This window comes from Streptomyces sp. NRRL F-5727, from assembly GCF_000719555.1.
In the GTDB taxonomy this organism is placed as follows: domain Bacteria; phylum Actinomycetota; class Actinomycetes; order Streptomycetales; family Streptomycetaceae; genus Streptomyces.
This window is the reverse complement of sequence record NZ_JOGX01000021.1, coordinates 1-22704: the sequence shown is the minus strand read 5'-3', so window position 1 is coordinate 22704 and position 22704 is coordinate 1. Positions and strand designations below refer to the sequence as shown.

The following is a 22704-nucleotide window of genomic DNA, read 5'->3' as shown; positions in this document are numbered from 1 at the left end:
AGTACGCGATGAGTACGCCCATGAAGTAGCGACGGTCCGGCGGTAACCGGACCTACAAAGGAGCGATGTGGCTAAGGTCCGGGTATACGAACTCGCCAAGGAGTTCGGTGTGGAGAGCAAGGTCGTCATGGCCAAGCTCCAGGAACTCGGTGAATTCGTCCGTTCGGCGTCCTCGACGATCGAGGCGCCGGTCGTGCGCAAGTTGACTGACGCTTTGCAGGGTCCCGGCGGTTCCGCCGGCAAGACCGCTGCCAAGCCCGGCGCGCCCCGCAAGGCGGCGCCCGCCCCCAAGCCGGCCGCGCCGGCGCCTTCGGCGCCCGCTGCCGCGCGTCCCGCTGCCCCGAAGCCTGGTGCGCCCACCCCGGCGCCCAAGCCCGCGGCGGCTGAGAAGCCCTCGACGCCGGCCGCCCCCGGCCCGCGTCCGACCCCGGGTCCGAAGCCCGCGGCCCCGGCCCCCAAGCCGGCCCCCGCCGCCCCGGCTCCGACCAACCCGGAGTTCACCGCGCCTCCGGCGGCCCCGGCCGCGGGTGGTCAGCGTCCCGGTGGTGCCGCCCCCGGCCCGCGTCCGACCGGTGCCCGTCCGGGCCAGGCCGCGCCGCGCCCGGGTCAGCAGTCCGCCCGTCCCGGCCAGCAGGCCCCGCGTCCGGGCGCCCCGCGTCCGGCCGGCCCGCGTCCGGGCAACAACCCCTTCACCTCCGGCGGCTCCACCGGCATGGCGCGCCCGCAGGCGCCCCGTCCCGGCGGCGGCGCCCCGCGTCCCGGCGGCCCCGGTGCCGTTCCGGGCGCCCCGCGTCCGCAGGGCGGCCCCGGCGGCGCCCCGCGTCCCCAGGGCGGCGCTCCGCGTCCGACCCCGGGCGGCATGCCCCGTCCGCAGGCTCCGCGTCCCGGTGGCGCGCCCGGCGGCAACCGTCCGAACCCGGGCATGATGCCGCAGCGTCCCGCTGCCGGCCCGCGTCCCGGCCCCGGCGGTCGTGGCCCCGGTGGCCCCGGCGGTCGTCCGGGCGGTCCCGGCGGCGGCGGCGGTCGTCCCGGCTTCGCCGGTCGTCCGGCCGGTCCCGGCGGCGGTGGCGGCGGCTTCGCCGGCCGTCCCGGCGGTCCCGGTGGCGGCGGCGGTCGTCCGGGTGGTCCCGGCGGCGGTGGCGGCGGCTTCGGCGGTCGTCCCGGCGGCTTCGGCGGCCGTCCCGGCGGCCCGGGTGGCCGTGGTGGCACGCAGGGCGCCTTCGGTCGTCCCGGCGGTCCCGCGCGTCGCGGTCGCAAGTCGAAGCGGCAGAGGCGCCAGGAGTACGAGGCCATGCAGGCCCCGTCCGTGGGCGGCGTGATGCTGCCTCGCGGCAACGGCGAGACCATTCGCCTGTCGCGCGGTGCGTCCCTCACCGACTTCGCGGAGAAGATCGGCGCCAACCCGGCGTCGCTCGTCGCGGTCATGATGAACCTCGGCGAGATGGTCACGGCCACGCAGTCCGTCTCCGACGACACGCTGGTCATGCTGGCCGAGGAGATGAACTACGTCGTCCAGGTCGTCAGCCCGGAGGAGGAGGACCGCGAGCTTCTCGAGTCCTTCGACATCGAGTTCGGCGAGGACGAGGGCGGCGAAGAGGCCCTGGTCTCCCGTCCGCCGGTCGTGACCGTCATGGGTCACGTCGACCACGGTAAGACCCGCCTCCTCGACGCGATCCGCAAGACCAACGTGGTCGCGGGCGAGGCCGGTGGCATCACCCAGCACATCGGTGCCTACCAGGTCGGTACCGAGGTCAACGGCGAAGAGCGTCGCATCACCTTCATCGACACCCCGGGTCACGAGGCGTTCACCGCCATGCGTGCCCGTGGTGCGAAGTCGACCGACATCGCGATCCTCGTGGTCGCGGCCAACGACGGCGTCATGCCGCAGACGATCGAGGCGCTCAACCACGCCAAGGCCGCCGGCGTCCCGATCGTCGTCGCGGTCAACAAGATCGACGTCGAGGGCGCGGACCCGGTCAAGGTCCGCGGTCAGCTGACCGAGTTCGGTCTGGTGGCCGAGGAGTACGGCGGCGACACCATGTTCGTCGACATCTCCGCCAAGCAGGGTCTGCACATCGACTCCCTGCTGGAGGCCGTCATCCTCACGGCCGACGCCTCGCTCGACCTCCGGGCCAACCCGGACCAGGACGCGCAGGGCATCGCCATCGAGTCGCACCTCGACCGCGGTCGCGGCGCCGTCTCGACGGTCCTGGTCCAGCGCGGAACGCTGCGCATCGGCGACACCATCGTCGCCGGCGACGCGTACGGCCGCGTCCGGGCCATGCTCGACGACAAGGGCAACAACGTGGAGGAGGCGACCCCGTCGACCCCCGTCCTCGTCCTGGGTCTCACCAACGTCCCGGGTGCCGGTGACAACTTCCTCGTCGTCGACGAGGACCGCACCGCCCGCCAGATCGCCGAGAAGCGCGCCGCCCGCGAGCGGAACGCGGCCTTCGCCAAGCGCGTCCGCCGTGTCTCCCTCGAGGACCTGGACAAGGTGCTCAAGGCCGGCGAGATCCAGCAGCTGAACCTGATCATCAAGGGTGACGCCTCTGGTTCCGTCGAGGCCCTCGAGTCCTCCCTGCTCCAGCTGGACGTCGGCGAGGAGGTCGACATCCGCGTCCTGCACCGCGGCGTGGGTGCCGTCACCGAGTCGGACATCGACCTGGCGATGGGCTCCGACGCCATCGTGATCGGCTTCAACGTGCGCGCCGCCGGGCGTGCGCAGCAGATGGCCGAGCGCGAGGGCGTGGACGTCCGGTACTACTCGGTCATCTACCAGGCGATCGAGGAGATCGAGGCGGCCCTCAAGGGTCTGCTCAAGCCGGAGTACGAGGAGGTCGAGCTCGGCACCGCGGAGATCCGCGAGGTCTTCCGCTCCTCCAAGCTCGGCAACATCGCCGGTGTCCTCATCCGCTCCGGCGAGGTCAAGCGCAACACCAAGGCGCGCCTCATCCGCGACGGCAAGGTCATCGCCGAGAACCTCAACATCGAGGGTCTGCGTCGCTTCAAGGACGACGTCACCGAGATCCGCGAGGGCTTCGAGGGTGGTATCAACCTCGGAAACTTCAACGACATCAAGGTCGACGACGTCATCGCGACGTACGAGATGCGCGAGAAGCCGCGCGCGTAACACGCGGTGAAGTGCCGGGGCCGGTCGGCGGAGGTTATTCCGTCGATCGGCCCCGGCCGTTCCGTGTACGGTTTCGGTGTCCCCGTCCAGCGGTTGGCGGGGCCACTGACCCCGAACCGGCGGGACATCCGGACACACATGTATGTGGGGACTCTGTCCTTCGACCTGCTCCTCGGCGACGTCCATTCGCTCAAGGAGAAACGCTCCCTCGTGAAGCCGATCGTCGCCGAGCTCCAACGGAAGTTCTCGGTGAGCGTGGCGGAGGTGAGCGGCCAGAACCTCCACCGGCGGGCCGAGATCGGCGTCGCCATGGTGTCGGGGGACCTGGGGCACCTGAACGGCGTCCTCGACCGCTGCGAGCGGCTGGTCGCCGCGCGGCCGGAGGTGGAGCTGCTCTCGGTGCGCCGAAGGCTCCACACTGATGAAGACTGAACGAGCAAGGCAAAGAAGGAGACGGACCAGTGGCCGACAACGCGCGGGCGAAGAAGCTGGCGGACCTCATCCGGGAGGTGGTCGCCGAGAAGCTGCAGCGCGGCATCAAGGACCCGCGCCTGGGTACGCACGTGACCATCACGGACACCCGCGTCACCGGTGACCTGCGGGAGGCCACGGTCTTCTACACGGTCTACGGCGACGACGAGGACCGGGCGAGCGCGGCGGCCGGCCTGGAGAGCGCCAAGGGCATCCTCCGCTCGGCCGTGGGCAAGGCGGCGGGGACCAAGTTCACCCCGACCCTGGCCTTCGTGGCCGACGCCCTCCCGGAGAACGCGCGGACCATCGAGGACCTCCTCGACAAGGCGCGCGCCTCCGACGCCCAGGTGCGGGAGGCGTCCTCGGGCGCCACCTTCGCGGGCGAAGCCGACCCGTACAAGAAGCCGGGCGAGGACGAAGCCGCCGAATGAGCACCGCAGCAAAGACGCCCGACGGCCTTGTCATCGTCGACAAGCCGTCGGGCTTCACTTCGCACGACGTCGTGGCCAAGATGCGCGGGATCGCGAAGACCCGTCGCGTCGGCCACGCCGGCACGCTCGACCCCATGGCCACGGGCGTCCTCGTCCTCGGCGTGGAGCGGGCCACCAAGCTCCTCGGTCACCTCGCGCTGACCGAGAAGGAGTACCTGGGCACCATCCGCCTGGGCCAGACCACGATCACCGACGACGCCGAGGGCGAGATCACGGCGTCGGTCGACGCGTCGAAGGTCACCCGCGAGCAGATCGACGCGGGGGTCGCGGAGCTGACCGGCGCCATCATGCAGGTCCCGTCGAAGGTCTCCGCGATCAAGATCGACGGAAAGCGGTCCTACGCGCGCGTGCGCGGCGGCGAGGAGTTCGAGATCCCGGCCCGGCCGGTCACCGTCTCCTCCTTCCGCGTGTACGACGTGCGCGAGGAGACCGCCGAGGACGGCACGCCCGTGATCGATCTGGTCGTCTCGGTGGTCTGCTCCTCCGGTACGTACATCCGGGCGCTGGCCCGGGACCTCGGCGCCGGGCTCGGCGTCGGCGGGCACCTCACCGCGCTGCGGCGCACCCGGGTGGGCCCGTACCGGCTGGACAGCGCCCGGACCCTGGACCAGCTCCAGGAGGAGCTGACCGTGATGCCGGTCGCCGAGGCCGCCGGGGCGGCGTTCCCGCGCTGGGACGTCGACGAGAAGCGGGCCCGGCTGCTGCTCAACGGGGTGCGGCTGGAGATGCCGGAGTACCCCGAGGGCCCGGTCGCGGTCTTCGGGCCGGACGGGAAGCTGCTCGCGCTGGTCGAGGCCCAGCGGGGCAGGGCGAAGAGCCTGGCCGTCTTCGGCTGAGTCACCGACGGTCGACCGACGGACACGAAGGGCGGGTGCGCACGGCGCGCCCGCCCTTCCGTGTTTCTTCACCCCATCGGGGAAGCGCTCGGAGTGAACCCCGGGCGCGGGAGGGGGCGCGTTCGCCGATCCGCGCCGGGCGGGGGACGCCCCGACCTACCCTCCACACCATGGGACGCGGGGACCTGGCGGAGCCGGTGGGGCTGGTGCGCATCTGCGATCTGGCGGGCCGGCCGCGCGGCACCGGCTTCCTCGCCGACCACGAGGGCACCCTCGTCACCAGCCACGAGGCCGTCGACGGGCTCACGCGCGTCGTGCTGCACGCGCCCGGCGAGCGGACCTGGCTCGCCGAGGCCGACGCCGTCACCTCCCTCCCCGAGCAGGGACTCGCGCTGATCCGCACCCAGGGCCTGGGCGTGCGCCCGCTGCCGCTCGCCACCCGCGCGGCCGTCGAACCCGGCACCTACGTCCGGATCGCCGCGCACGGCTGGCGCGAGGCCCGCGTCCTCGGCCCCGCCGCCGTCACGTACACCGCCACCGACCGCTTCCACGTCCTCGCCGACGCCCTCGAACTCGCCATCGGCACCGAGGGCGCCGAGGCGCTCCGGCTCGGCGGGCCGGCCGCCGGCGGGCCCGTCGTCGACAGCGCCACCGGCACCGTCCTCGGCGTCGTCGGCACCGCGCTCCAGGGCGACCCGCGCGCCGCCGGACACGCCGTCCCGCTCCGCCCGGACGGACCCCTGGGCGAGCTGCTGCGCCGCAACGCGGCCACCGTCCCCGCCTACGGCCCCGACCTCAACCTCGCCGCCGTCCTCGAACTCACCACCCCCACCGCCGTCCCGCCCCGCGACCCGTCCCCCTGGCCCGCCCCGGTCACCCGCCCGGACGCCCTCGGCGCCCTGACCCGCTTCGCCGGACCCGACCCCGGCCCCGCCGGCGCGGACCCCGCCGTCCCGGTGCTCACCGTCGTCGGCGAGCCCGGCAGCGGGCGCACGACCCTGCTCGGCGCCGTCTGCGAGGAGCGGGCGGCCCGGGGCGCGTCCGCGCCGACCGTACGGCTGCGGGGCGCCGACCTGCTGGAGACCGACGGCTCGGTCGCCGACGCCGTCGGACGGCTGCTGCAGCGGGCGGCCCGGATCGCCGCCGCCTCCGGGGCCGCCGGCGACCCCGTCACCCCCGAGCGGGCCGCCGCCCTCGCCCGGGCGGCCGGGCGGCCGCTGCTCGTCGTCCTCGACGCCCCCGAGGAGATGCCCCCGCTCCTCGGCCACCGGCTCGCCGACTGGACCGGCGCCACCGAGCGCTGGCTGCGCGCCCACGGCACCCGCCTCGTCCTCGCCTGCCGCCCCGAGTACGCCGAGCGGGCCGCCGCCCTCTGGAGCGCCGCCCCCGCCGTCCTGCCGCTCGGCGACCTCACCGACGCCGAGGCCAGGGCCGCACGCCAGGGGTACGGGCTCGGGGACGACGACCTCGCCCCGGCCGACGCCCGGCACCCGCTCGCCCTGCGGCTGCTCGCCGAGGTGCGGGCCGCGCTCCCCGGCGAGGTGCCCGGCCGGCCCGGCCGGACCGAGATCTTCACCGCCCACCTGGACCTGATGTGCCTGCGGATCGCGGTCCGGATCGCCGCCGACGCCCGCCCGCTGCCCGGCGGCCCCGCCGTCCGCCGGCTCGCCGCCCGGGTCACCGGCCAGGTCCACGAGGCCGCCCGGCGCTGCCTCGGCCCCGGCCACGGCCTCCTCGACCGGGCCTCCTTCGAGGAGCTCTTCCCGTGGCGGGACGGCTGGGCCTCCGCCGTCCTCACCGAGGGCCTGCTCGTCCCGGCCGGCACCGGCTACCGCTTCGCCCACGAGGAGGTCGCCGACTGGCTCCAGGCCGCCCACCTCGACCTCGACACGGCCCTCGACGCCCTCGTCCACGCCCGCCCCGCCGCACCCGACCGGCCGGCCCCGCCCGCGCCGGACCCGGAGCCCGCGGCGGAGGCCGCTCCCGCCGCCGGCCGCTCCCGCCGCCGGCGGCGCGCGGCGGCGGAACCGGACGGGAGCGCCGGGGCGGAGCCGGGCACCGCGCGGCTCTCCGTGCCCCGGCACCGGATCGGGACGGTGGTCCACGCGCTGCTGCTCGCCCACCGCCAGGGCGGCCCCGCCGCCCTCGCGCCCCGGCTGACCGGGCTCGTCGACTTCCTGGCCGACGCCGGCCAGGAGACACCCGAGGACGCCGTCTGGTGGGGGAGCACCCTGCTCGCCCGGACCCTCGCCGGGATCGGCGACCCGCGCCCGTACCTGCCCGTCCTGCGGCGGCTCGCCGACCGGATGGGGGAGGGCGGCGACCGGGCGGGCGCCTTCGACGGCTTCGGGGCCGACTGGTGGCGGGCGGCGGCCGTCGGCGAGGACGAGCGCCTCGACCTGCTGCGCCGCCTCGTCACCGCCGATCCGCCGCCCCCCGGCCCCGCGCCCTTCCTCGGCGCCGTCGAGGAGCTGCTCGCCGCCCGGCCCCGGGAGGTCCAGCCGCTGCTCTGCCGCTGGTTCACCGACGGACGGACGCTGCCCTCGCGGCCGTACGCCACCGTCGCCGGCACCGCCCAGGAACTGCTCCACACCCACCGGGCGCCCGCCGTCGACGACCTGTGCGAGGCGCTGGCCGGCACCGGCCACCCGCTCGCCGAGGGGCTGCTCGGCGCGCTCGTCGACGACGAGCCCGCCGCGCTCTGCCGGGCCGTCGACCGCTGGGCCCACGACGACCTGCGCCCCGAGCGGCGGCTCGCCGCCGCCGCGTACGGCAGCCTGCTGGCCACCCGAGGCCCGCACGGCCAGGACCGCGAACTGCTGCGGTACGCGGCCGGCGCGCTGCTCGCCCGCCCCGCCGACCGGCCCCTGCACGGCGCCGCCCTCGGCATCCTCGTCCGCGACCCGCACACCCGCGGCCTGTACCTGGCCCGCGCCGTCGCCGACCCCCGGGTGCCGGCCGACGCGCTCGTCGCGGCGCTCGCCGACCATCCCGGGCCGGTCCTCGACGCCCTCCGCGACCGGCTGGACGAGGGCCGCGACCCCGGCGCCGTCCTGCGGGCCCTCGCCGCCGTCGACACGCCCGCCCTCACCCGCCGGATCGCCCTCCTCGTCCGCGCCTACGTCACCCGGCACCCCGACGGCGCCGTCCACGCCGCCGACTACCTCGACCGGCGGTTCGAGGAGGGGCCGACCGCCCGGGCCGTGCTCTTCCCCCTGGTCGTCGGGCTGATCCACGGCCGGCCCGCCGCCGTCCGGCGCGCCCTCGCCCCCGTCCTCGCCGCCCCCGGCACCGGCGCCTCCCGCCATCTGCGGGCCGAACTCCTCGACGTCCTCCTCGACCACGAGACCTACGCCGCCGAGCCGGGCGAGCGGACCGTCCCGGACGCCCTGCTGACCGCCGCCGCCGAGGGCGCCGCCCGCCGCCCGCGCCCCCGCAGCCACGCCCTGCTGACCCGTACCACCGCCCTCTACGCCCGCGATCCGGGCGGCCCCGCCCACCGCGACCGGCTGCTCGCCGCGCTCGCCGCCGAACACCCGGCCTTCGCCGCACTGCTCGCGGAGACCGTGCCCGCACCCCGCGCACCCGGCGGTGTCCATGCCGATGCGGACCGACGGGCCCGGGCATGGCAGTCTTAGACCTGCGTAATGGGCGCACAGGGCGAACAGGCGGACGAGGAGCGGTCACAGTGCAGCGCTGGCGTGGCTTGGAGGACATCCCCCAGGACTGGGGGCGCAGCGTCGTCACCATCGGCTCCTACGACGGTGTGCACCGCGGACACCAGCTGATCATCGGGCGGGCCGTCGAGCGCGCCCGCGAGCTGGGCGTCCCCGCCGTCGTGGTGACCTTCGACCCGCACCCCTCCGAGGTGGTGCGCCCCGGCAGCCACCCGCCGCTGCTCGCCCCGCACCACCGGCGCGCCGAGCTGATGGCCGACCTGGGCGTGGACGCGGTGCTGGTGCTGCCGTTCACCGCCGAGTTCTCTCAGCTGTCGCCGGCCGACTTCATCGTCAAGGTGCTCGTCGACAAGCTGCACGCCCGGGCCGTCATCGAGGGACCGAACTTCCGCTTCGGCCACCGGGCCGCGGGCAACGTGGACTTCCTCACCGAGCTGGGCGCCACCTACGACTACGAGGTCGAGGTGATCGACCTGTACGTCAGCGGGACCGCCGGCGGCGGGCAGCCCTTCTCCTCCACCCTCACCCGCCGGCTGGTCGCCGAGGGCGACATGACCGGCGCCGCCGAGATCCTCGGCCGGCCGCACCGGGTCGAGGGCATCGTCGTGCGCGGCGCGCAGCGCGGCCGCGAGCTGGGCTTCCCCACGGCCAACGTGGAGACCCTGCCGCACACCGCGATCCCCGCCGACGGCGTCTACGCCGGCTGGCTGACGGCGAACGGCGAGCGGATGCCGGCGGCGATCTCCGTCGGCACCAACCCGCAGTTCGACGGCACCGAGCGGACGGTGGAGGCGTACGCGATCGACCGCGAGGGCCTCGACCTGTACGGCCTCCACGTCTCCGTCGACTTCCTCGCCTACGTGCGCGGCATGCTCAAGTTCGACACCCTCGACGACCTGCTGGTGGCCATGGCCGGCGACGTCGACAAGTGCCGGGCGCTGACCGCCGGGTACGACGCCGCGGGGGAGTGACCCCGCCCGGACCCGTCACCAGGTGACGTACAGCTCCCGGGGGCCGCGGATCAGGCCCTGGGACTGGAAGGGCACGTCCTCCGCCGGGCCCGCGAGCCGCAGCTCCGGATAGCGGGCCAGCAGCGTCGAGAGCATCACCTCGGACTCCATCCGGGTCAGCATCGCGCCCATGCAGTGGTGCGGCCCGTGGCCGAAGGAGACGTGCCCGATGCCGGTGCGGTCGAAGTCGAGGACGTCGGGGTCGGCGAAGACCTCCGGGTCCCGGTTGGCCGCCAGGTAGGAGGCGTACACCGCCTCGCCCGCGCGGATCACGACCCCGCCGATCTCGACGTCCTCGGTCGCGATCCGGGGGAGTCCGACGCCGTTGCGGTGCGGGATCCAGCGCAGCAGCTCGTCCACCGCCTGCGGCAGCAGCTCCGGCTCCGCGCGCAGCCGGGCCGTCAGGTCCGGGCGGGTGAGCAGCACGTACACCATGTTGGCGCTGTTGTTGCGGACCGCGTGGGCGCCGCTGATCAGGATCGCCATGGCGAGCGAGACCGCCTCGTCCTGGCTGATCCGGCCCTCAGCCAGGGACTCGGCCAGCTCCCCGGCCAGGTCCTCCCGCGGCTCGGCCCGGCGCTGTTCGAGCAGCCGGGTGATGTAGCCGTGGATCTGCGCCTTGGCGGCGCGGCTGCCCTCCGGGCCGGGGCCCGAGGAGAGGATCAGGTCCGGCCAGGACGCCAGCTCGGCCCGGTCCTCCTCGGGGATGCCGAGCAGATCGCAGACCACCGCCATCGGCAGCGGCCCGTGCAGGTGCCGCATCAGGTCGGCGGGCCGTCCCGCCGCCTCCATGGCGTCGAGGAGCCGGTCGCAGGCCGCCTGGGCGAGCGGCCGCAGCCGCTGGGCGCCCCGGCCGGTGAAGGTCCTGGTCACCGCCTTGCGCAGCTGGGTGTGGTACGGCGGATCGGCGTAGTTCAGCGCCGCCTTCGAGGCCACCATGTGGCCGGTCATCTTGGTCACCTGCCGGTCCAGCAGGGCCGTCCGGCTGAACCGCGGGTCCGAGGTGACGGCCCGGACGTCGGCGTACCGGGTGACCAGCCACGCCTCGTTCTCGGCGGCGAACGGCAGCCGGATCCGGGAGACCGGCTCCTTCGCGAGGAGTTCGGTCAGGAGCGGGTCGAAGTCGAGCGCGGGCAGGTCGTCGACGGACCAGGTGCGGGCCGGACGGGTGGCGGCGGGGCAGCCGGCGGGGGCGGATCCGGGCGCCGGGTGACCGGAGGCCGGAGCTCCGGACGCCGGGGGGCCGGACGTCAGCGGTTCGGAGGTCATGCGGAGGACCTTCCCGGCGGCGGGCGGACGCGACACGCCGGAGGCCGTACAGCCCCTCGGACGGCCGACACCCGCACTCACCCACGGTGACGAGCCGGGCACGCTCGCGGTTGCGGGCTGACGATCAGCGGGTGAGTGTGGGCCGCAGTTCGCCGATCGAGAAGAAGGAGCGAGTGCCGTGGTGACCTTGTGCAAACCCGCCGTGGCCGTGCCGGAGCACGTGATCACGATGGAGGAGACGCTCGACCTCGCTCGTGCGCGCCACGCCGACCACCCCCAACTCCCGCTGGCGCTGCGGCTGATCGGCAACACCGGGGTCGCGAAGCGGCACATCGTGCAGCCCATCGAGAAGACCCTGGCCCACCCCGGCTTCCAGGAACGCAACGAGCTGTACGAGGCCGAGGCGAAGGCCCGGGTCCCGGCCGTCGTCCAGGAGGCCCTGGGCCACGCCGGACTGCGCCCGGCCGACATCGACATGATCGTCTACGTGTCGTGCACGGGCTTCATGATGCCCTCGCTCACCGCCTGGATGATCAACACCATGGGCTTCCCCAGCCACACCCGGCAGCTGCCCATCGCCCAGCTCGGCTGCGCCGCCGGCGGGGCCGCGATCAACCGGGCGCACGACTTCTGCACCGCCTACCCGGACGCCAACGTCCTCATCGTGGCCTGCGAGTTCTGCTCGCTCTGCTACCAGCCGACCGACCTCGGCGTCGGCTCGCTGCTCTCCAACGGCCTCTTCGGCGACGCCGTCGCCGCCGCCGTGGTCCGCGGCCGCGGCGGCACCGGCATCGTCCTGGAGCGCAACAACTCCCACCTGGTGCCCGACACCGAGGACTGGATCGCCTACAGCGTCCGCGCGACCGGCTTCCACTTCCTGCTCGACAAGCGGGTGCCCACGACGATGGAGCCGCTCGCCCCCGCGCTCCGCGAGATCGCCGGAGCGCACGGCTGGGACGCCGGGAACCTCGACTTCTACATCATCCACGCGGGCGGGCCGCGGATCCTCGACGACCTCAGCCTCTTCCTCGAAGTGCCCTCGGACGCCTTCCGGTTCAGCCGGGCGACCCTCACGGAGTACGGCAACATCGCCAGCGCCGTCGTCCTCGACGCGGTCCGGCGGCTCTTCGACGAGGGCGGGCAGCCGGAGGGCGCGCGCGGCATCCTCGCCGGCTTCGGACCCGGCATCACCGCCGAGATGTGCCTGGGCCGCTGGACCACCTCCCCCCGCCCCGCCGAACCGCAGCTCGGCGCTCGCCGGATCGTCGGCTACTCGCCGCGCTTCCAGCACGCCCGCAGCCGGGCCTGACCGCCCCGCCGCCCCTCCCGCGCTCCTTCCGTCCCACCCCGCCCGGTCCGATCCGGGCGGGTCACCCCCCCTGACGCACACCCGCCAAGGAGAGTCGTATGTCCCCCACACCGCCCTCCCGCCGCCGGCCACGCGGCCCCGTCGCGCTCGCCGCGCTGCTCGCCGGAGCGGCCGCCGCCTCGCTCGCCGTGGCGCCCGCCGAGGCCGCGGCCCCCGGCGCGGCCCGGGTGCCGATGCACCAGTGCTGGGTCAACGGTGTCTCCGCCCCGCCGGGCGCCATGGTCAGCGGCTCCTCCGGCGACGACAACATCTTCTGCGACAGCGACCTGGAGAACGTCACCGTCTGGGGCGGCGGCGGCAACGACATGATCGAGGTGCGCGGTCTGGTCATCGACTCGGCCGTGATGGGCGGCGACGGCGACGACGTCATCCGCGCCAAGCACCTGGTGCCGCAGAACGCCTCCAGCATGGTCCGCGGCAACCGCGGCAACGACGTCATCAAGGTGGCCACGGTCGTCGGCGAGGGCGCCGAGCACGGGGCCGTCGTGCACGGCGACGACGGCGACGACAAGATCACCACCGGATCGGTGAGCGGCGCGCCCGGCAAGTTCAACCGGGGCGGCGGGATCGTCACCGGCAACGACGGCGCCGACACCATCAAGGTCGGGGTCGTCGACTTCTCCGGCCGGGTGCTGGGCGGCAGCGAGGCCGACACCATCGAGGCCGCCGGCCTCGGCCCCGAGTCCGGCGGCCTGATCCAGGCGGGCCCCGGCGACGACACGATCAGCGGCCCCGGCGGCGCGATCCTCACGGTCGGCCCGCACTGGGGCATGGTCGACGCGGGCGTCGGCAAGGACACCTGCACGGTGAAGTCGGTCTCGACGCGGACCTCGATCAGCGCCTGCGAGGTGCTGCCGAAGGCCGCCCCGTCCGAGGCGAGGCCGCAGGCCCCGACGGGCGCCAAGCCGCAGGCCCCCACGGGCGCGAAGCCCGCGGCCCCGGCGGGCGCCGAGCCGGCCGCGCAGCCGGCCGGGCCCGCCGCCTGACCCCGTCCCCCCGCACCACCGCCCGGCGACCCGCCGCCCCCCAGGGTCGCCGGGCGGTTCGCCGTCCGCCGTCAGTCCTGCTCCCGCGCCGCCCAGTGGCAGGCCACCCCCCGCTCCCCGCCGCCCGCGCGGAGGACCGGCAGGGGCTCCGTCCGGCAGCGGTCGGCGACCGGGGCCGCCGCGCCCGAGGCCAGGACCTGGCAGCGGGCGTGGAAGCGGCAGCCGCCGGGGATGCGGGCCGGGTCCGGCGGCTCGCCGCTCAGCACCACCGGCGCCGCCTCCGACTCCGGCAGCACCGACAGCAGGGCCTGGGTGTACGGGTGCCGGGGCGCCGTCAGGACCGACTCGACCGGCCCCGTCTCCACCACCCGGCCCAGGTACATGACCGCCACCCGGTCCGCGATGTTCCAGGCGAGCCCCAGGTCGTGGGTCACCACCAGGGCGGAGAGCCCGAGTTCGTCGCGCAGCCGGAGCAGCAGCGCCAGGATCTCGCCGCGTACCGACGCGTCCAGGGAGGCCACCGGCTCGTCCGCGACGATGAGTTCGGGCTCCAGGGCCAGCGCGCCCGCGATCACCACCCGCTGCCGCTGCCCGCCGGACAGCTCGTGCGGGTAGCGCAGGAAGAACCGCTCGGGCGGCCGCAGCCCGGCCCGGGCGAGGGCCTCCGCGACCGCCGCGCGCTCGTCCGCCCCGTCGCGGTGGACGCCGTGGATCCGCAGGCCCTCGGCGACCGCCTCGTACACGGTGTGCCGGGGGTTGAGGGAGCCGCTCGGGTCCTGCAGGACGAGCTGGGCGCGCCGCCGGTACGCCTTGAGCGCCCGGGAGGTGTACGCGAGGGGCTCCCCGGCGAAGGAGACCGTGCCGGTCCGCGGCCTCACCAGGCCGAGGAGCGTCCGGGCCAGGGTCGTCTTGCCGCAGCCGGACTCGCCGACCAGGGCCACGATCTCGCCCGCGCCGATCTCCAGGTCCACCCCGTCGACGGCCCGGGCGGGCGGCGCGCCCCGCCGCCCGGGGAAGGTGACGTGCACCCCGCTGGCAGTGAGCAAGGTCATCCGCTGTCCCTTCCGACGTGGACGCAGGCGGCCCGCCGCCCGTCGCCCGCCGCTCGCAGTTCCTGGTCGTCCTCGGCGCACTCCGCCACCGCCACCGGGCAGCGGGGGTGGAAGGCGCAGCCGGCGGGCAGCGCCGCCGGGTCCGGCGGGTCGCCCGGCAGGCCGCGCGGCGCCCGCCGCGAGGCCGGGTCGCCGATCCGGGGGAACGCCGAGGACAGCGCCCGCCCGTAGGGGTGGGCGGCCGCCCCGTACACCTCGGCGGCCGGGCCTTCCTCGACGATCCGCCCCGCGTACATGACGGCGAGCCGGTCGCAGGTGTCGGCGAGCACCGCCAGGTCATGGCTGATCATCATCAGGCCGATGGACTCCTCGGCGACCAGCCGCTCGATCAGCCGCAGGATCTGCGCCTGGATCATCACGTCGAGGGCGGTGGTCGGCTCGTCGGCGACGATCAGCCGGGGTTCGCAGGCGAGTGCCATCGCGATCATCACGCGCTGCCGCTGGCCGCCGGAGAGCTCGTGCGGATAGCCGGCGGCCCGGGAGGCGGGCAGCCCGACCTGTTCGAGCAGGGCGGCGACCCGCTTCCGGGCCTCCGCGGGGGTGGCCCGCCGGTGCACCAGGAGGGGTTCGGCGATCTGGTCGCCGATCCGGCGGACCGCGTTCAGCGAGTGCATCGCGCCCTGGAAGACGATCGAGGCACCCGCCCAGCGGACCGCCCGCAGCCGCCCCCACTTCATGGTGAGGACGTCCTCCCCGTCGAGGAGGATCTCCCCGTCGAGCCGGGCCGTCGTGGGCAGCAGGCGCAGCAGGGCGAGCGCCAGGGTCGACTTCCCGCAGCCGGACTCGCCGGCCACGCCCAGCTTCGACCCGGCCTCCAGGGTGAGGTCGACCCCGCGCACGGCGGGTACGGCGCCGGCCCCGGAGCCGTACGTGACCCGCAGGTCCCTGATCTCCAGGAGGCTCAACGCCCCACCCCCAGCCTCGGGTTGAGCACGGATTCGACGGCCCGGCCGCAGAGCGTGAAGGCGAGCGCGACCAGCGCGATCGCGATCCCGGGCGGGGCCAGGTACCACCAGTGCCCGGAGGAGACCGCGCCGGCCTCGCGGGCGTCCTGGAGCATGCCGCCCCAGGAGACGACCGTCGGGTCGCCGAGACCGAGGAAGGCGAGGGTGGCCTCGGTGAGGATCGCGGTGGAGATGCCGAGGGTGGTCTGGGCGAGCACCAGCGGCATCACGTTCGGCAGCACGTGCCGGGCCATGACGTGCCGGTGGCCGCCGCCGAGCGCGGTGGCCCGCTCGATGTACGGGCGGGACTCGACGGCGATCGTCTGCGCCCGGACGAGCCGGGCGGTGGTCGGCCAGGAGGTGACGCCGATGGCGAGCACCACCGTCCACATCGACCGGGACATCACGGTGGCGAGCACGATCGCCAGGACCAGCGTCGGCATCACCAGGAACCAGTCGGTGATCCGCATGACGACCGTGGACAGCCAGCCGCCGTAGTGGCCCGCGAGGACCCCGACGAGGGTGCCGATGGCGACCGACAGGGTCGCCGCGAGCAGTCCGACGAGCAGTGAGATCCGGGCGCCCCAGATCAGCAGGCCGAGCAGCGAGCGCCCGAACTGGTCGGTGCCGAGCGGGAATTCGGCGCTCGGCGGCTCCAGGGCGGTGCCGGGCGCGTTCGTCACCGACTGCACGTCGGCGCCGACGGTCCACGGGGCGGTCAGGGCGAGCAGGGCGATCACGGCCAGTCCGGCGAGCCCGTACAGGCCAGCCCGGTGGGTCCGGTACGTCTTCCAGAAGCGCGCCGCGGAGCCCCGGCGGCGCTCCCACGCGAGAGAGGTCATCGGCCCACCCGGGGGTCGAGCAGCGGATAGAGCAGGTCGGCGATCAGGTTCATCAGGATCATCGCTCCGGCGAAGACGACGAACAGGCCCTGGACGAGCGGCAGATCGGGCACGCTGAGCGCCTGGTAGAAGAGGCCGCCGAGTCCCGGCCAGGAGAAGACGGTCTCCACCAGGATCGAACCGGCCGCCACATGGCCCAGGTTGATGAAGACCATGGTGACGGTCGGCAGCAGCGCGTTGGGCACCGCGTGCCGGCGGCGCACCTCGTCGTCCTTGAGGCCCTTGGCCCGGGCGGTCGTCAGGTAGTCGCCGCCCATCTCGTCGAGGAGCGAGGACCGCATCACGAGCAGGGTCTGCGCGTAGCCGACCGCGACCAGGGTCACCACGGGCAGCACGAGGTGGTGGGCGACGTCGAGGACGTACGCGAAGCCGGTCTCGCCGGTCCCGGACTCCATGCCGCCGGTCGGGAAGAGTCCCGGGACGGGGCCCATCCCCACCGAGAAGACGATGATGAGGAGCAGCCCGAGCCAGAACGACGGCACCGACCACAGGGTGAGCGCGATGCCGGTGTTCACCCGGTCGCCGAGGCCGCCGTGCCGCCACGCCGAGCGGGTGCCGAGCCACAGCCCGAGCGCCGAGTAGAGGACCACGGCGACCCCGGTGAGCAGCAGGGTCGCGGGCAGCTTCGCCGCGATCAGCTCGCCGACCGGGGCGCGGAACTGGAAGGAGGTGCCGAGGTCGCCGCCGAGCGCCTTGGCGCAGTAGTCGGTGAACTGCTGCCACAGCGGCAGGTCGAGTCCGAACTGGCGTCTTAGGGTGGCCAGTTGCTCGGCCGAGGTGGGGACGCCGTGGGTCATCGCCTTGACCGGGTCACCGGGGATGATCCGGAACAGGAAGAAGCTGGTGACCAGCACGGCGAAGAGGGAGACGAGCGCGCCGCCCAGCTTCCCCGCCGCGTGGCGGAGATAGCCGGAGGCGACGCCGGTGCGGGGTGCGCCGTCCGTGGCGCGGGCCTCCTCGGCCCGCGCCACGCCGGCGGGGGTGCTTGCCGTCGTCATCGCTACTCGCGGTCGTCGGCGGTGGCGCGCCGGCGCATCCGGAAGAGGAGCAGTCCGCCGGCGACGACGACCACGGCCGCGCCGATCCCGATCGCGATCCCGGTCGAGGACGAGCCGGAGCCGTCCCCCGACCCGGACGCGGAGGCGGCGGGGACGGCCGACCACCAGCTCCAGTAGCCGTCCTGCCCCCACAGGTTCCCGGCGGCCTCGGGCATGGTGGTGATCGACGCGATCTGGTCGGTGCGGTACGCCTCCAGGGCGTTGGGGTAGGCCATGATGTTCATGTACCCCGTGTCGTACAGCCGGGACTGCATCCGCTTGACCAGGTCCGCCCGCTTGGCGGTGTCGTACTCCACCGCCTGCTGCGCGTAGAGGGAGTCGAACTCCTTGTCGCAGATGAAGTTGTCGGTGGCGCCGGTGTCCTTCGGGGTGGCCGGGAGGGTGCCGCAGGTGTGGATGGAGAGGACGTAGTCCGGGTCGGGGTTGACTGACCAGCCGTCGAAGGCGAGGTCGTAGTCGCCCTTGACCCAGGGGTCGGAGACGCTGTCCAGGCACTCGAGGGTCAGGCCGATGCCGAGCTCGCCCCACCACTCCTGGAGGTACTTGCCGACCGCCTTGTCGTTGGGGTCGGTGGCGTGACACAGGATCCGGAAGTTCAGCGGCTTGCCGTCCTTGCCGAGCCGCTTCCCGTCGCCGTTCTTCCGGTACCCGGCGTCGTCGAGCGTCTTCGCGGCGGCCGCCGGGTCGTAGGCCCGCCTCTGTTCGGGGCCGGGCTTCCAGAAGTACGAGCCGAAGCGCGGCGGGATGTACCCCTCGCCCTCGACGGCGTGCCCCTGGAAGACCTTGTCGACGAGGGTGGCCCGGTCGACGGCGAGGAAGAGCGCCTTGCGGACGGCCGGGTCGAGGAGGGCCGGGTGGCCGTTGCCGAAGGTCCTGCCGTCCTTGGCGCGGGCGCCGGGGTTGGTGGCGAGCGCGTAGAAGCGGCGCCCGGGGGCGTCGTTGACCTTGATGTCCTTCTGCGTGCGCAGCGCGGCGGCCTGGGCGGGCGTCAGGTTCGGGACGAAGGAGACCTCGCCCTTCTGGAGGGCGGCGACGGCGGCGTCCCCGTCCTTGTAGTACTTGAAGACCAGCTCGTCGAACTTGGGCGCGCCCCGCCAGAACTTCTTGTTCGGCTTGAGCTTGATGTACTGGTCGACCTTGAAGTCCGTGATGACGAAGGGGCCGTTGCCGACGATCGGGAACTGCTGGTCGTTGTTGAACTTCGAGAAGTCGCCGACCTTCTCCCACACGTGCTTGGGCACGATCGGCACGTCGAGCGCGGTCATCGTCGCCTGCGGCTTCTTCAGCCGGATGACGAGGGTGCGCGGGTCGGGGGCGGTGACCTCGGCGAAGTTGGCCGTGAAACTGCCGTTGGCGGTGGCCGCGTTCGGGTCGGTCATCATCTTGTTGAAGGTCCAGGCCGCGTCCTCGGCGGTGGCCGGCTTCCCGTCGGACCAGGTGGAGTCCTCGCGGATCTTGTACGTCCACGTCAGCTTGTCCGCCGAGGCGGACCACTCGGTGGCGAAGGCCGGGACGGTTCTGGCGTCCTTCGGGTCGTAGTTGGTGAGGTACTCGTACGCCAGCCGGTGGATGCTGGTCGAGGTGAGCTTCTGGGCCAGGAACGGGCTCAGCGAGTCGATGCTCTGCGAGACGGCCACCGTGAGCGTCGTGCCGCCGGACTTCTCGTCCTCGGCGGCGGCCGGGGTGGCGGGGAGGGCCGCGAGCGAGGCGGTGGCGAGGCCGGCGGCGAGCAGCAGTCGGGCGGCCCGGTGGGGCCGGTGCGGCCGGCGGGGGAGCGGACGGGATGGAACCTTCGTGACCATGACCATGGGACGTGACCTCGCGTCGGGGGATCTGTCGTGGAGTCGTGGATCTTGGGCTGACGTCAAGTGAAGCGAAGATGTATCAGCGGTGGTCTGCCGTCGTCAACGATGACTCAAACCCCGTGTGGGCTGCGGGAATGCAGGAAGGCTCCGTACCGGTGACCCGGTACGGAGCCTCATTGGTCTACTCCTGTGACGCCCTACTGCTGAGGGGCTGGCGGCGCCTGCGCGGGCGCCTGCGGCGGGGCCTGCGGAGGCAGCGGCTGACCGAACGGCTGGCCCGGCGCGGGCTGCTGCCCGTACGGCGGCGCGGGCTGCCCCGGCTGCCCCGGCTGGCCGGAAGTCGCCGCCGGCGGATACGGCTGCTGCCCGTACGGCTGTCCGGGATATCCGGCTTGACCCGGCATCGGCTCCCCGGGCTGACCCGGCATCGGCTGCCCCGGCTGGGGGTACGGCTGCGGCTGCCCCTGCGGCGGGTACGGCTGCCCCGGCGCGGGCTGACCGGGGGCGTACGAGCCCGGCATCGGCTGCCCGGGGTACGGCTGGCCCGGCGCGGGCGGGGCGCCGTACGGCTGCCCCGGGGACGGCTGGCCCGGCTGTCCCGGGACCGGCTGGCCCGGCACCGGCTGCCCGGGGCCATAGGGGCCGGGGGCGTACTGGCCCGGCATCGGCGGCGCCATGTGCGGCGGCAGGCCGCCCTGGCCGTCGCCGGTCCACAGCCCCTGCGCCTGCTGCGCCCGCGCGAAGTCCTCGGCCACCATCGCCGAGAGGTCGAAGTACGCCTCCCGGGTCTTCGGCCGCATCATGTCGAGGTCCACCTCGGCGCCCGCCGCCAGGTGCTCGTCGAAGGGCACCACGATCACGCCCCGGCACCGGGTGCGGAAGTGCTGCACGATGTCCTCGACCTTGATCATCTTGCCGGTCTCGCGGACCCCCGAGATGACCGTGATCGAGCGCTGCACGAGATCCGCGTACCCGTGCGCCGACAGCCAGTCCAGCGTCGTCGAGGCGCTGGAGGCGCCGTCCACGGACGGCGTCGAGATGATGATCAGCTGGTCGGCCAGGTCGAGCACCCCGCGCATGGCGCTGTACAGCAGACCCGTGCCGGAGTCGGTGAGGATCACCGGGTACTGCTTACCGAGGACGTCGATCGCCCGCCGGTAGTCCTCGTCGTTGAAGGTCGTCGAGACGGCCGGGTCCACGTCGTTGGCGATGATCTCCAGGCCGGACGGCGCCTGCGAGGTGAACCGGCGGATGTCCATGTACGAGTTGAGGTACGGGATCGCCTGCACCAGGTCGCGGATGGTCGCCCCGGTCTCGCGCCGCACCCGGCGGCCCAGCGTGCCGGCGTCCGGGTTGGCGTCGATCGCCAGGATCTTGTCCTGCCGCTCGATGGCCAGGGTCGCGCCGAGCGCGGTGGTCGTCGTGGTCTTGCCGACACCGCCCTTGAGCGAGATGACCGCGATCCGGTAGCAGGACAGGACGGGCGTGCGGATCAGGTCCAGCTTCCGCTGCCGCTCCTGCTCCTCCTTCTTGCCGCCCAGCTTGAACCGCGAGGCCGCGCCCGGGTTCCGGCTCGACTTCGCCTTCTGCTTGTTGTTGCGCAGGAGCCGGTCGGAGGAGAGCTCGACGGCCGCCGTGTAGCCCAGCGGGGCACCCGGCACGGAGCGCTCGCGCTGGTCGTGCGTGACCGGCTGCGGCCAGGCCGCCCCGGTCCGCGGGTCCACGCCGCCCGGCGGGTACCCGTACCCCTCCGGGCCCTGCGGAGGCAGCTCACCGGGCGCGCCCGGAGCCTGCGGGTAGCCGTAACCGCCCTGCGCCTGCGGCGGGAGACCGTACCCGGCGGGGGGCTGCTCGGCGCCGGGCGCCGGCGGCTGGGGCTGGGGCTGGGGCTGCCCGCCCGGGTGCGGGTAGCCGTAACCGGCCGGGGCCTGCGGCGGGTAGCCGTACCCGGCGGGCGGCTGCGGGGGCTGCCCGGGAGCGCCAGGGCCCTGGGGGTACCCGTACCCACCCTGCGGCGGTACGGCTCCGGGCGCGCCGGCCACCGGCTGCCCGGGCCACTGCGGCGCGGGCTGCGGGGCCTGAGCGGCCTGCGGCTGCTGCTGCGGCTGCTGGGCCTCGGGGGAGGCCGGCGGGAACTCGGGCGGCAGCGGCGGGAGCGCTCCGGGGGCCGCCCCCGGGGCGCCCTCGGCGGGCAGCGGGGCGGCGGGGGGCAGCGCGGCGGCGGGGGGCAGCGCGGCGGGGACGGCGTCGGCGGCCTCGGCCTCGGCCGCGGGCGCGTCGGGCTCGTCCTCCGGATCCGTGGTCTCTTCCTCGGCGCCGGTCACGGCCTCCGCCTCGGCCTCGGCCGCGATGTCGGCGTCGTCCTGTTCCCCGGCGGGGGCCGGCTCGGATTCCACGTCAGAAGATTCAGCGTCCGGCTCCGGCTCATGAGCCGCCGTCTCCCCGGCGTCCGCGCGGGGCTCCGTGTCGGTCGTGTCGGCCGCGGCGTCGGCTTCCCGCTCGGCGTCGGGCGCGGAGTCGGCTTCGTCCGCGGCGGGGGCCGGGGGCACGTCGGCGCGGGCCAGGCCCGCGGCCTCGGGGGAGCCCGGCAGGGGCTCGGCGGCGGGCGCGGGGGCCGGCTCCGGGGCCGCGTCCGGCCGCAGCGAGGCCGGGTTGAAGCGCACGGTGGCGCCGCTCTCCACCTCCCCGCCGCCGAAGGGCGCGCCGGGAGCGGGAGCGGGGGCGGGTACGGGAGCGGCGGCGGGAGCCGGGTAGGCCGGTGGCGCGGCGGGCGTGCCGGGGGCGGCGCCGGCCTCGGGGCCGTACGCCCCGTACGGCCCGGGCGCGGCGGCCTGCTGACCAGGGGCCTGACCAGGGGCCACCTGACCGGGGACCTGGCCCGCGTACGGCCCGGGGGCCTGGTGCGGCGCGGGCGCCGGGTAGCCGGGAGGCGTGCCGGGGGCGCCGGGCTCGGAGCCGTGGGCCCCGTACGGTCCGGGCGGGGGCGGCTGCCGGCCCGGGACCTGCCCGGGTGCGGGCGGCGGCGGGGCGGGCGTCCAGCCCTGCTGGAAGCCGGCCGGGGGCACCCCGGGCACCGGGACCGGCGCACCCGTCGGCGGCGGGGGAGTGACACCGGCGCCCCCCGGACCGCCCGGCGCGTTCTGCGTGTACCAGGCCGGCGGGGTGTAGTCGATGGTGAACTCACCCGTCATCTCGGCGGGATCCGCGTCGGACTCGTCGGCGGGCACGTTCCAGCCCCCGCGGATGTCGTCGCGATCGCCGTTCACTTTGCCTCCTGGTGTGGTCGAGCACCCTTGTGCCGTCGTGCGTCGGGGCCACCGTTCACTGCCGATCGGGCCGGCTCTCCCCTCGGACCCGGCGAACGTTCCGAGGGATCCTCCGCCGCGCCCCCACCCACCCTAAACGTCCGCAACGCCACCGCGGCAGGCCCGTCCTCTCCCGGACGCCCTCCCTCCGGCCGGGAGCGGGGCCCGGGTGACGCCGGCGCGGCGGAGCGTGAGGAAGCGGGCCGGGCGAAACCGCACAAGGCGGGGCAACGCGGAGGAATGCGTACCGTCTTGCCCGCCGCCGCCGTCCGGCCCGGACACCTGCCGCACACCCCCCGACCCACCCCGTTCCCCCTCCGCCCCACCCGCCCCGCC

Annotated in this window: 15 protein-coding genes; 8 read left to right on the top strand and 7 right to left on the bottom strand. The window is 74.8% G+C overall.

Features of this window, described 5'->3' with window-relative positions; translation table 11 throughout:
• Nucleotides 1-67: 67 nt before the first annotated feature.
• The 6 genes from infB (at nucleotide 68) to IF73_RS0116710 (ending at nucleotide 9579) form a co-directional block, all read left to right on the top strand.
• Nucleotides 68-3133, top strand: coding sequence for a translation initiation factor IF-2 (gene infB, locus IF73_RS39530; protein ID WP_078868097.1), 3066 nt, complete (start codon nucleotides 68-70; stop codon nucleotides 3131-3133).
• Nucleotides 3134-3271: 138 nt separating this feature from the next.
• Nucleotides 3272-3565, top strand: coding sequence for a DUF503 domain-containing protein (locus tag IF73_RS0116730; RefSeq protein ID WP_031008504.1), 294 nt, complete (start codon nucleotides 3272-3274; stop codon nucleotides 3563-3565).
• Between the two features lie 29 nt (nucleotides 3566-3594).
• Nucleotides 3595-4035 carry a 30S ribosome-binding factor RbfA gene (gene rbfA / locus IF73_RS0116725; protein WP_030496574.1) on the top strand — a complete coding sequence of 147 codons (441 nt, stop codon included), beginning with the start codon at nucleotides 3595-3597 and terminating at the stop codon, nucleotides 4033-4035.
• Nucleotides 4032-4931: a tRNA pseudouridine(55) synthase TruB gene (truB, locus tag IF73_RS0116720; protein ID WP_031008502.1), complete on the top strand. Its 900-nt coding sequence runs from the start codon at nucleotides 4032-4034 to the stop codon at nucleotides 4929-4931. The genes rbfA and truB overlap by 4 nt, the downstream gene beginning before the upstream one ends.
• Before the next feature lie 170 nt (nucleotides 4932-5101).
• Entirely contained in the window at nucleotides 5102-8569 is a 3468-nt protein-coding gene (locus IF73_RS37685) for a S1 family peptidase (RefSeq protein ID WP_234338255.1), read from the top strand.
• Between the two features lie 50 nt (nucleotides 8570-8619).
• A complete protein-coding gene (locus IF73_RS0116710; RefSeq protein WP_078868096.1) occupies nucleotides 8620-9579 on the top strand; it encodes a bifunctional riboflavin kinase/FAD synthetase in 960 nt (319 codons plus the stop codon).
• A gap of 15 nt (nucleotides 9580-9594) precedes the next feature.
• Here the strand turns inward: IF73_RS0116710 and IF73_RS0116705 are convergent, their stop codons facing one another.
• On the bottom strand, nucleotides 9595-10887 hold the full coding sequence (locus tag IF73_RS0116705; RefSeq protein WP_078868095.1) for a cytochrome P450: 1293 nt from the start codon (nucleotides 10885-10887) through the stop codon (nucleotides 9595-9597).
• Between the two features lie 178 nt (nucleotides 10888-11065).
• Between IF73_RS0116705 and IF73_RS0116700 the strand changes: the two genes are divergently transcribed.
• Both IF73_RS0116700 and IF73_RS0116695 read left to right on the top strand, forming a co-directional pair.
• A complete protein-coding gene (locus IF73_RS0116700) occupies nucleotides 11066-12196 on the top strand; it encodes a type III polyketide synthase (protein WP_031008497.1) in 1131 nt (376 codons plus the stop codon).
• Between the two features lie 98 nt (nucleotides 12197-12294).
• On the top strand, nucleotides 12295-13242 hold the full coding sequence (locus IF73_RS0116695) for a hypothetical protein (RefSeq protein WP_031008494.1): 948 nt from the start codon (nucleotides 12295-12297) through the stop codon (nucleotides 13240-13242).
• 71 nt (nucleotides 13243-13313) lie between these two features.
• On the opposite strand, the gene IF73_RS0116690 is transcribed toward IF73_RS0116695, so the two are convergent.
• The 6 genes from IF73_RS0116690 to IF73_RS0116665 form a co-directional block, all read right to left on the bottom strand.
• Nucleotides 13314-14294, bottom strand: coding sequence for an ABC transporter ATP-binding protein (locus IF73_RS0116690; protein ID WP_031008492.1), 981 nt, complete (start codon nucleotides 14292-14294; stop codon nucleotides 13314-13316).
• Entirely contained in the window at nucleotides 14291-15259 is a 969-nt protein-coding gene (locus IF73_RS0116685; RefSeq protein WP_031008489.1) for an ABC transporter ATP-binding protein, read from the bottom strand. Before IF73_RS0116685 ends, IF73_RS0116690 begins: the two co-directional genes overlap by 4 nt.
• Nucleotides 15256-16140, bottom strand: coding sequence for an ABC transporter permease (locus IF73_RS0116680; protein WP_031008488.1), 885 nt, complete (start codon nucleotides 16138-16140; stop codon nucleotides 15256-15258). Before IF73_RS0116680 ends, IF73_RS0116685 begins: the two co-directional genes overlap by 4 nt.
• The gene (locus tag IF73_RS0116675) at nucleotides 16137-17198 is read right to left on the bottom strand and encodes an ABC transporter permease (RefSeq protein WP_031008486.1); all 1062 of its coding nucleotides are present in this window, start codon (nucleotides 17196-17198) and stop codon (nucleotides 16137-16139) included. The genes IF73_RS0116680 and IF73_RS0116675 overlap by 4 nt, the downstream gene beginning before the upstream one ends.
• Nucleotides 17199-17200: 2 nt before the next feature.
• Complete coding sequence (locus tag IF73_RS0116670) at nucleotides 17201-19060, bottom strand: peptide ABC transporter substrate-binding protein (RefSeq protein ID WP_031008484.1); 1860 nt, start codon at nucleotides 19058-19060, stop codon at nucleotides 17201-17203.
• A 200-nt stretch (nucleotides 19061-19260) separates the two neighbouring features.
• Nucleotides 19261-22329 carry an SCO5717 family growth-regulating ATPase gene (locus tag IF73_RS0116665; RefSeq protein ID WP_031008482.1) on the bottom strand — a complete coding sequence of 1023 codons (3069 nt, stop codon included), beginning with the start codon at nucleotides 22327-22329 and terminating at the stop codon, nucleotides 19261-19263.
• Nucleotides 22330-22704 lie beyond the last annotated feature (375 nt).

Bases quoted from the DNA above. Each gene is read 5' to 3' on its own strand.
- IF73_RS0116730 (WP_031008504.1), top strand. From the start codon at position 3,272: ATGTATGTGGGGACTCTGTCCTTCGACCTGCTCCTCGGCGACGTCCAT.
- truB (WP_031008502.1), top strand. From the start codon at position 4,032: ATGAGCACCGCAGCAAAGACGCCCGACGGCCTTGTCATCGTCGACAAG.
- IF73_RS37685 (WP_234338255.1), top strand. From the start codon at position 5,102: ATGGGACGCGGGGACCTGGCGGAGCCGGTGGGGCTGGTGCGCATCTGC.
- IF73_RS0116705 (WP_078868095.1), bottom strand. From the start codon at position 10,887: ATGACCTCCGAACCGCTGACGTCCGGCCCCCCGGCGTCCGGAGCTCCG.
- IF73_RS0116695 (WP_031008494.1), top strand. From the start codon at position 12,295: ATGTCCCCCACACCGCCCTCCCGCCGCCGGCCACGCGGCCCCGTCGCG.
- IF73_RS0116690 (WP_031008492.1), bottom strand. From the start codon at position 14,294: ATGACCTTGCTCACTGCCAGCGGGGTGCACGTCACCTTCCCCGGGCGG.
- IF73_RS0116680 (WP_031008488.1), bottom strand. From the start codon at position 16,140: ATGACCTCTCTCGCGTGGGAGCGCCGCCGGGGCTCCGCGGCGCGCTTC.
- IF73_RS0116675 (WP_031008486.1), bottom strand. From the start codon at position 17,198: ATGACGACGGCAAGCACCCCCGCCGGCGTGGCGCGGGCCGAGGAGGCC.
- IF73_RS0116670 (WP_031008484.1), bottom strand. From the start codon at position 19,060: ATGGTCACGAAGGTTCCATCCCGTCCGCTCCCCCGCCGGCCGCACCGG.